This is a genomic window from Hydrogenophaga sp. (assembly GCF_026125825.1).
GTDB lineage: Bacteria > Pseudomonadota > Gammaproteobacteria > Burkholderiales > Burkholderiaceae_C > Hydrogenophaga.
In genome coordinates this window covers 1-6,684 of sequence record NZ_JAHCKK010000143.1, presented here as the reverse complement: position 1 = coordinate 6,684, position 6,684 = coordinate 1, and the positions used below count along the sequence as shown (strand labels likewise).

Annotated in this window: 7 protein-coding genes and 1 pseudogene; 7 read left to right on the top strand and 1 reads right to left on the bottom strand. The window is 65.4% G+C overall.

The features are described from left to right. Positions 1-403 (top strand): annotated as a pseudogene (gene clpA / locus KIT86_RS23560) (ATP-dependent Clp protease ATP-binding subunit ClpA); the annotation flags it as partial. A gap of 67 nt (positions 404-470) precedes the next feature. On the opposite strand, the gene KIT86_RS23555 reads toward clpA, so the two are convergent. After that, the gene (locus tag KIT86_RS23555; protein WP_297402932.1) at positions 471-2,024 is read right to left on the bottom strand and encodes a helicase HerA-like C-terminal domain-containing protein; all 1,554 of its coding nucleotides are present in this window, start codon (positions 2,022-2,024) and stop codon (positions 471-473) included. Between the two features lie 91 nt (positions 2,025-2,115). On the opposite strand from KIT86_RS23555, the gene KIT86_RS23550 reads away from it, so the two are divergent. The 6 genes from KIT86_RS23550 to rsfS all read left to right on the top strand — a co-directional run. Further along, positions 2,116-2,841 (top strand): YebC/PmpR family DNA-binding transcriptional regulator, encoded by a 726-nt coding sequence (locus KIT86_RS23550; protein WP_297402930.1) that lies wholly within the window; start codon positions 2,116-2,118, stop codon positions 2,839-2,841. Between the two features lie 12 nt (positions 2,842-2,853). After that, the gene (gene purD, locus KIT86_RS23545) at positions 2,854-4,128 is read left to right on the top strand and encodes a phosphoribosylamine--glycine ligase (RefSeq protein ID WP_297402927.1); all 1,275 of its coding nucleotides are present in this window, start codon (positions 2,854-2,856) and stop codon (positions 4,126-4,128) included. Beyond that, positions 4,125-4,766: a 1-acyl-sn-glycerol-3-phosphate acyltransferase gene (locus KIT86_RS23540; protein WP_297402925.1), complete on the top strand. Its 642-nt coding sequence runs from the start codon at positions 4,125-4,127 to the stop codon at positions 4,764-4,766. The genes purD and KIT86_RS23540 overlap by 4 nt, the downstream gene beginning before the upstream one ends. A gap of 2 nt (positions 4,767-4,768) precedes the next feature. Beyond that, positions 4,769-5,686: an oxygen-dependent coproporphyrinogen oxidase gene (hemF, locus tag KIT86_RS23535; RefSeq protein WP_297402922.1), complete on the top strand. Its 918-nt coding sequence runs from the start codon at positions 4,769-4,771 to the stop codon at positions 5,684-5,686. Next, positions 5,686-6,330 carry a nicotinate (nicotinamide) nucleotide adenylyltransferase gene (gene nadD, locus KIT86_RS23530; protein ID WP_297402920.1) on the top strand — a complete coding sequence of 215 codons (645 nt, stop codon included), beginning with the start codon at positions 5,686-5,688 and terminating at the stop codon, positions 6,328-6,330. Before hemF ends, nadD begins: the two co-directional genes overlap by 1 nt. Further along, a partial coding sequence (gene rsfS / locus KIT86_RS23525; RefSeq protein ID WP_297402918.1) for a ribosome silencing factor occupies positions 6,327-6,684 on the top strand: 358 nt, incomplete at its 3' end. The genes nadD and rsfS, both read left to right, overlap by 4 nt.

Here is a 6,684-nt window from a genome sequence, read left to right as displayed (position 1 = left end):
CGAGTTCCGCAACCGGCTCGACGCGATCGTGTCGGTCCGCGCGCTCGACGAGGAAATCATCCTGCGCGTGGTCGACAAGTTCCTGCTGCAGCTCGAGAGCCAGCTCGGCGAGAAGAAGGTCGAGGTCACCTTCACCGACGCGCTGCGCAAGCATCTGGCCAAGAAGGGCTTCGACCCGCTGATGGGCGCGCGCCCGATGCAGCGGCTCATTCAGGACACGATCCGCCGGGCCCTGGCCGACGAGCTGCTGTTCGGCCGACTCACCGAAGGTGGGCGCCTGACCGTCGACATCGAGACCAAGAAGGACGAGGCAGGCAAGGAAACGCAGGAAGTCATGCTCGACATTCAGCCCTTGCCGAAGAAAGAAGGCAAGGCCAAGCCCGAAGAGGCCACCGCTGGCTGATCGCGCTGGGCGTCAGAATGAAAAAGGCCCGGTCATCCCGGGCCTTTTTTCTGGGCCGATCACCGGATCAGCGCTTCTTGCTGCCACCCAGAAGGCCGCCGAGCATGCCGCGCACGAGCTGACGGCCCAAGCCACTGGCCACACTGCGGGCCGCGGTCTTGGCCATGGTCTGCACCAGGCCGTCGTATTGCCCTCCGCGTGGGCCGGTGCGGCCGAACAGCGCTTCGTTGACCATGTTGCCGAAACCGCCGCCGCTCTCCGCGGGGCCCTGCTGCCTGTCCGCGCCCGGAATGCGGGGCGTTTTCGGGGCTGAGGGCGCTTCGGCGGAGTCCTCGGCGCCCCGTTTCCCGGCGTGCTGGGCAAACATCTCGTAGGCGCTCTCGCGGTCGACCACTTTTTCGTACACACCCGCCACCAGCGAGTTCTGTCTCAGTTGCTGGCGTTGGGCGTCGGTGATGGGGCCCAACTGGCTGCCTGGCGGCACCACGAAGACGCGCTCGGTCTCGGTCGGCCGGCCCTTGGGGTCGAGCAGGCTCACCAAGGCTTCGCCCACCGCCAGCTCGGTGATGGCGGCCTCGATGTCCAACCCCGCCTTGGGGCGCATGGTCTGGGCGGTGGACTTCACGGCCTTTTGATCCCGGGGCGTGAATGCGCGCAGCGCGTGCTGCACGCGGTTGCCCAGCTGGCCGAGCACGCTGTCGGGAATGTCCAGCGGGTTCTGGGTCACGAAATACACCCCCACCCCTTTGGAGCGCACCAGCCGCACCACGAGTTCGATGCGCTCGATCAGCACTTTGGGTGCTTCGTTGAAGAGCAGGTGGGCCTCGTCGAAGAAGAAGACCAGCTTGGGCTTGTCCGGGTCGCCGATTTCGGGCAGGGTCTCGAACAGCTCGGACAGCATCCACAGGAGGAATGTGGCGTACAGGCGCGGCGCGTTCATCAGCTTGTCGGCCGCCAGCACGTTGATCACGCCTTTGCCGTCCACTGTCTGCATGAAGTCGCTGATGTCGAGCATGGGCTCGCCAAAGAACTTGTCGCCGCCCTGCTGTTCCACCTGCATCAGCCCGCGCTGGATGGCGCCGATGCTGGCCGCGCTGATGTTGCCGTACTCGGTGGTGAATTGCTTGGCGTTGTCGCCGATGTGCTGCAACATGGCCCGCAGGTCCTTCATGTCGAGCAGGAGCAGGCCGTTGTCGTCGGCAATCTTGAACACCAGGTTGAGCACGCCGGCCTGGGTGTCGTTGAGGTTAAGCATGCGCGCGAGCAGCAGCGGACCCATGTCGCTGATGGTGGCGCGCACCGGGTGGCCCAGCTCGCCGAACACGTCCCACAGCGTGGTTGGACAGGCCTGGGAGGGCGGTGGGGAGATGCCTCGGTCCCTCAGGACAGCACTCATTTTTTCACCGAAGCTGCCCGGCTGACTGATGCCAGAGAGGTCCCCCTTGACGTCGGCCATGAACACTGGCACGCCGATGTTCGAGAACTGCTCGGCCAGGGTCTGAAGGGTCACGGTCTTGCCCGTGCCGGTGGCGCCGGTGATCAGGCCATGGCGGTTGGCCAGTCCCGGCAACAGCTGGCAGGTGGTGGTGGCGTTCTGGGCGATCAGCATCGGTTCGGCCATGGCAAGGGTTCCTCAGGGAAGGCGGTTCGGGTGAAAACGTAAAATCGCGGGCTTATTAGATCAAAGCCAGAACGGGCAAAAGGACAATTTCGTGGCCGGACACAGCAAATGGGCAAATATTCAGCACCGCAAAGGTCGCCAGGATGAAAAACGCGGAAAGATCTGGACGCGCGTGATCCGCGAGATCACCGTGGCGGCCCGGCAGGGTGGCGGCGACCCCGCGATGAACCCCCGACTGCGGCTGGCCATCGACAAGGCCAAGGCCGCCAACATGCCGGCCGACCGCATCAAGTACAACGTGGACAAGGCCTCCGGCAACCTGGAAGGCCAGGCCCTGGAAGAGATCCGCTACGAAGGTTACGGGATTGGCGGTGCAGCCGTGATCGTCGACACCATGACCGACAACCGCGTGCGAACCGTGGCTGAGGTGCGGCACGCCTTCAGCAAGTATGGCGGCAACCTGGGCACCGACGGCTCGGTGTCGTTCCAGTTCAAGCACTGCGGCCAGTTGGTGTTCGCGCCGGGCACGTCCGAGGACAAGGTCATGGAGATCGCGCTCGAGGCGGGGGCGGACGATGTGATCAGCGATGGTGATGGCGCCATCGAAGTGTTGACCTCGCCAGTGGCGTTCGAGGCGGTGCGCAACGCGCTGGAGGCCGCCGGCCTCAAGCCCGAGGTGGCCGAAGTCACGATGCGGGCCGAGAACACCGTCGAGCTGACGGGCGACGACGCCGCACGCATGCAGAAGCTGCTGGACGTGCTGGAGGATCTGGACGACGTGCAGGACGTGTTCCACAACGCCGAAATCGGCGAATAAGGGTCAGCCCGGATGAAAGTACTCGTGATTGGCGGCGGTGGCCGCGAACATGCGCTGGCCTGGAAGCTGGCCCAGGCCGAAGGCGTGCAGCAGGTCTTTGTGGCGCCCGGCAACGCGGGCACCGCCCGCGACCCGGTCTTGACCAACCTGGCCATCACCGACAAGGCCGAGCTTCGTGCCTGGGCGCAAGGGCAGGGCATTGCCCTTACGGTGGTGGGCCCGGAAGCTCCTTTGGCGGCCGGCGTGGTAGATGAGTTCCGTGCCCATGGCCTGCCGATCTTCGGTCCGACCAAGGCTGCCGCGCAACTGGAGAGCTCCAAAGCCTTCTCCAAGGCCTTCATGGAGCGCCACGGCATACCCACGGCGAAGTACCGGAGCTTCACCGACCCGGCGGCAGCGCATGCGTACGTGGAGGCGGAGGGCGCTCCCATCGTGATCAAGGCGGACGGTCTGGCTGCCGGCAAGGGCGTGGTCGTGGCCATGACGGCCGCTGAGGCGCACGAGGCGATCGACTTCATGCTGGTCGACAACACCCTCGGCGTGGCCCACAACGAAGGCGGCGCGCGCGTCGTGATCGAGGAATTCCTCGTGGGCGAGGAAGCCAGTTTCATCGTGCTGTGCGACGGGGAACACGCCTTGGCCCTGGCGACGAGCCAGGACCACAAGCGCCTGAAGGACGCCGATCAGGGCCCCAACACGGGTGGCATGGGGGCGTACTCCCCAGCACCGGTGGTCACGCCCCTGGTGCACGAGCGCGCCATGAACGAGGTGATCCTGCCCACCTTGCGTGGCATGAAGGCCGATGGCATTCCTTACACCGGCTTCCTGTACGCGGGCTTGATGATCACGCCGGACGGGCAGGTCAAGACGCTGGAGTTCAACTGCCGCATGGGCGACCCCGAGACACAGCCCATCATGATGCGCCTGCGCAGCAACCTGGCTCAGGTGTTGCTGTCGGCCACGCGCGGCGAGCTTGACCGCGTGGCGCTGGACTGGGACCCCCGCGTGGCACTGGGCGTGGTGCTGGCTGCGGCCGGATATCCCTTGAGCCCGCGCAAGGGCGATGCCATCACTGGCCTGCCGGCCGACGAGGCCGATCGCATGGTCTTCCATGCCGGCACGAGCGGCGCGCCGGACGAGGTCCAGGTGTCCGGCGGGCGCGTGCTCTGCGTGACGGCATTGGCGAGCACCGTCGCCGAGGCCCGGCAACGCGCCTACGAGGTGGTGGATGCCATCCACTTCGACGGCATGCAGTGCCGCCGCGACATCGGGTACCGCGCACTTTGAACCCCTCCGCCGACTACCCCGGGCCGCACGCGGTCCGGTTCCGTGGTTCTTCTCTGTCGCGCTGGCTGCTGTCCCGTCTGGGGTGGCAGGTGCGCTTTGATGGTTTTCCTCGACTGCAGGGGGTGGCGATCGTCTATCCCCACACCAGCAACTGGGATTTCGTGGTGATGCTGCTGGCCAAATGGGCACTCGGCGTGCCGGCGCGGTTCTGGGGCAAGGACTCGCTGTTCCGTGTGCCGTTGCTGGGCGCCTGGATGCGTTGGCTTGGTGGCATACCGCTCGATCGCCGTTCGCCTCGCGGCGCGGTGGGCGAGATGGTGGCGTTGATGACCCAGCACCGGCAGGAGGGGCGCCTTCTGTGGCTCGCGCTCTCCCCCGAGGGGACGCGCCGGCAAGCACCGGGATGGCGAAGCGGCTTCTACCAGGTGGCGCTTGGGGCGGACGTGCCCCTGGCTCTGATCCAGCTCGATTACAGTCGCAAGCTGGTGAACGTCACCGACTTCATTCGCCTGAGTGGCGACGAGGCGGCGGACTACGCCCGCATGGCCGCGTCCTACGAGGGCGTGCGTGGCCTGCATGCCGAACTTGCCAGCCCCGTGCAACCCTTGTCCAGGCCCCTTTTCGTTGATCCGGCATGAGCATGCAACAGACCCCCACGTCCTTCGTGCGTGAGTACCTTACCGATCTGCAGGACCGCATCGTCTCCACGGTGGCGCTGGTCGATGGGGGGCGATTCGTGGTGGACCGCTGGACCAAACCAGCCGGCGAACCGCTGCAGGGCAGTGGGGTCACGCAGATCCTGGAGGACGGCGCCGTCTTCGAGCGCGCGGGCTGTGGCTTTTCCCACGTCAGCGGGCCCCGCCTTCCACCCTCTGCCACGCAGCATCGGCCCGAACTGACGGGCGCGCCCTTCGAGGCCATGGGCGTTTCGCTGGTGTTCCATCCGCGCAATCCCTATGTGCCCACCGTTCACATGAATGTGCGCATGATCGCCGCCACCCCCTCGGGTGGTGAGCCGGTGTGCTGGTTCGGCGGCGGAATGGACCTCACCCCCTACTACGGCTTTGAGGAGGATGCGGTGCATTTCCACCGCTCCGCGAAGAACGCACTCGATGCCTTCGGCGTAGACAAGTACCCACGCTTCAAGGCCTGGTGCGACGAGTACTTCTATCTGAAGCATCGCGATGAGCAGCGCGGCATCGGCGGCGTTTTCTTCGACGACTTCTCCGAACTGGGTTTCGATGGCAGCTTCGCGATGATGAGTTCGGTGGGTGACGCCTTCCTGGATGCCTACCTGCCCATCGTCGATCGCCGCAAGAACACGCCCTACGGCGAGCGCGAGCGCAGCTTTCAGCTGTACCGGCGCGGCCGGTATGTGGAGTTCAACCTCGTCTGGGACCGCGGCACGCATTTCGGGCTGCAGTCTGGTGGACGGGCCGAATCGATTCTGCTGTCCATGCCGCCGCTGGTGAGCTGGGCCTACAACCGCAAGACCAAAAAGGGCACGCCGGAAGACCGGCTGTACAAGGAGTTCCTGGTGCGCAAGGACTGGATCTGATGGCCGCCAACTCGCCACCCCGGCGTGTGGGCATGTTCGGCGGGGCTTTCGATCCCCCGCACTGGGCGCACCGGGCGCTGGCCGAAACCGCGCTCAACCAGCTTGGCCTCGATGTGTTGCACATCTTGCCCACGGGCCATGCGTGGCACAAGTCGCGCGTGCTGTCACCCTCGGATGACCGTGTGGCGATGTGCGAACTCGCCTTTGGCGATCTTCCCAACGTTCGGCTGGACCCGCGCGAAATCCAGCGCGAAGGCCCGAGCTACACAGCCGACACCCTGCGCGAGCTCAAACGCGAGTACCCGCTGGCCCAATTGTTCCTGATCCTGGGCGCCGACCAGCTGCTCGCGTTCAAGAGTTGGGTGCGATGGCAGGAAGTGCTAGATCTGGCCACGCTGGCGGTGGCCAACCGGGCCACCAACATCGGTGCCGATGCTCCGCTCGACCAAGCCACCGAAACCGATCTCTCCAGCGTCGATCTTCCCTTCGAACCGCTCAACATGCCACTGAAGAACATCAGCGCCACCGCCGTGCGCGCCCGCGTGGGCCAACCTGCGCAGAGCACCGGTGCGCTGGATGTTCTGGTGCCCGAGCCCGTCGCACGCTATATTTCACAACACCACCTTTACCAGCCTCCTACATGACCAGCGAAACCACAGCCAAGAAAGACATCCAGCGACTCCAGAGGGCCATCGTCGATGGGCTCGAGGACGTCAAGGGTCAGGACATCGTGGTTTTCAACACCGAGCACCTCTCCCCCCTGTTCGAGCGGGTCATCGTGGCCAGCGGCACGTCCAATCGCCAGACCAAAGCCCTCGCGGCCAGCGTGCGCGATGCTGTGCGAGAAGCAGGCTTCGACAAACCACGCATCGAGGGTGAAGACAATGGCGAATGGATCATCGTGGACTGCGGCGCCGCCGTGGCGCACGTGATGCAGCCCGTGATCCGCCAGTACTACCGCCTGGAAGAAATCTGGGGTGCCAAGCCCGTGCGCCTCA